At 62.1% G+C, this 2,529-nt stretch carries 1 protein-coding gene and 1 pseudogene; one reads left to right on the forward strand and one right to left on the reverse strand.

The genetic code is table 11. The annotated features are described in order from the left end of the window. The coding region (gene dnaK, locus EOA86_RS30350; protein WP_128344996.1) for a molecular chaperone DnaK at nt 1-1,527 on the reverse strand (1,527 nt) is incomplete at its 3' end. A gap of 506 nt (nt 1,528-2,033) precedes the next feature. Between dnaK and EOA86_RS30355 the strand changes: the two are divergent. Next, a pseudogene (locus tag EOA86_RS30355) lies at nt 2,034-2,285 on the forward strand (hypothetical protein); the annotation flags it as partial. Between the last annotated feature and the right edge of the window lie 244 nt (nt 2,286-2,529).

Below are 2,529 nucleotides of genomic sequence, written 5' to 3' on the forward strand. Positions count from 1 at the left end.
CTTCTCGATGTCGGCGTCCGAAAGGCCGCCAGACGCCTGGATGCGGATCTGGTGCTCCTTGCCGGTGCCCTTGTCCTTGGCCGAGACATTGACGATGCCGTTGGCGTCGATGTCGAAAGTGACCTCGATCTGCGGCACGCCACGCGGCGCCGGCGGAATGCCGACCAGGTCGAACTGGCCGAGCGCCTTGTTGTCGGCGGCCATTTCACGCTCGCCCTGGAAGACGCGGATGGTCACGGCCGACTGTGAATCCTCGGCCGTCGAGAACACCTGGCTTTTCTTCGTCGGGATCGTCGTGTTGCGTTCGATCAGCCGCGTGAACACGCCACCCAGCGTCTCGATGCCAAGCGACAGCGGCGTCACGTCGAGCAGCAGCACGTCCTTGACGTCGCCCTGCAGCACGCCGGCCTGGATGGCGGCGCCCAATGCGACGACCTCATCCGGATTGACGCCCTTGTGCGGCTCCTTGCCGAAGAACTGCTTTACGATCTCCTGGATCTTGGGCATGCGGGTCATGCCGCCGACCAGGACGACCTCGTCGATTTCGCCGGCCTTGAGGCCGGCATCCTTGAGCGCCGCCTTGCAGGGATCGATCGTGCGCTGGACGAGATCCTCGACCAGGCTCTCGAACTTCGCACGCGTCAGCTTCAGCGTCAGGTGCTTGGGACCGGTGGCATCGGCAGTGATGAAGGGCAGGTTGATCTCGGTCTGCGTCGTCGACGACAGCTCGATCTTGGCCTTTTCGGCTGCTTCCTTGAGGCGCTGAAGGGCGAGCTTGTCGCTCCGCAGATCGATGCCCTGTTCCTTCTTGAATTCGGCCGCCAGATATTCGACCAGACGCATGTCGAAATCCTCGCCGCCGAGGAAGGTGTCGCCATTGGTCGACTTCACCTCGAAGACGCCGTCGCCGATTTCGAGCACCGAAATGTCGAACGTACCGCCGCCAAGGTCATAGACGGCAATAGTCTTGCCTTCCTTCTTGTCGAGGCCGTAGGCAAGTGCGGCCGCGGTTGGCTCGTTGATGATGCGCAGCACTTCCAGGCCGGCGATCTTGCCGGCATCCTTGGTGGCCTGGCGCTGGGCATCGTTGAAATAGGCCGGAACGGTGATGACCGCCTTCTCGACCTTCTCGCCGAGATAGGCTTCCGCCGTTTCCTTCATCTTCTGCAGGATCATTGCCGAGATCTGGCTGGGCGACTGCTTCTTGCCGCCGGCCTCGACCCAGGCGTCGCCATTGTCGCCCTTGACGATCTTGTAGGGGACAAGCTTCTTGTCCTTTTCCGTCACCGGATCGTCATAGCGACGGCCAATCAGGCGTTTGACCGCGAAGATGGTGTTTTCGGGATTGGTGACCGCCTGGCGCTTGGCCGGCTGGCCGACGAGGCGCTCGCCGTCGCTGTTGATGGCGACGATGGAAGGGGTCGTGCGCGCGCCTTCCGCATTCTCGATGACCTTCGATTCCTTGCCGTCCATGATGGCGACGCAGGAGTTGGTGGTCCCCAGATCGATACCGATTACTTTTGCCATTTTTCTAATCTCTCCGCTAAGCAGGCTCTCAGGACCCGTACAGGCGTTCCGACGAAAGCCCCTGTTCACAAGAAATTCCGCTTCGGCAACCGGCATTCCGGCGCCGAACGGCTTGGCGCGTATATAAGAACAGGCTGCGCGGCGCGCAAGCATTCTGCGCAAGGCATCCAACATCCTTTTCTTGGGCCGGCCGGGGTTCTCCGGCCATGGCTCCCATGAACCTTTCCGCGTCGGTTCGCGACTGACACCAGATGCGCCGCGTGGTGCGGCCCGGAAAAAGGAAAGGCCCATGACTGGAAATCCAGAGGCTCCGCGGTTTGCGGGAACTCGGTGCGACCACCGCTTCCGGGATCGGCTCGACGCGCTGGGCTTCCGCTGATTCCGTTGACCCCACCATAAGAGCCGACGTATCGTGATTATGAGGAAAGCAGACAATTCGATCAGGGAAGAACGTGCCGGAACGTCGCGCCTTGCCCTGATTTGCGCGGAAACGCCGGATGTTTCTCCTTGCCGGCGGCGGGCCGCTCGCCATGCACGGCGTGCAGATCACGCCGACGGCGCTGGTCAGGCCGGCCAACGTCCCGCCCTTCGGCTCATGGTTCGTCGACTTCGACGGCTATTTCGAAGACCCCGAGGTTGAAGTTCATGTCGGCGACGTCGAGGTCTTGCACCCCTGCGAGGGCCGTGCCGGCTATTACGAGCAGATACCGGGCGGCGGTTACCTGCCGCCTTTCTATCCGCCCGACTTTCCGCCCCCGGTGGCGCGCCTGCCGAGCAAAAGCAACGGATTCCACGACAGCAGAATCCGGCGCGCAACAGCATATTTAACTAACCATTCGCACCACAAGACCCCGCCGGAGCAATCCGGCGGGGTCTTGGTGCCGACATCTGACGCCATCGCGCCAGGAACAAACCGGCTTCCTCTTTTCGGGATCATGGTCTAGCAGTCGACCCAGACGATGCGCCCGCAACCACGGGCCCCTGGAAAGGCCGGATCATGAG

The organism is Mesorhizobium sp. M5C.F.Ca.IN.020.32.2.1 (assembly GCF_004023105.1).
GTDB classification, from domain to species: domain Bacteria; phylum Pseudomonadota; class Alphaproteobacteria; order Rhizobiales; family Rhizobiaceae; genus Mesorhizobium; species Mesorhizobium wenxiniae.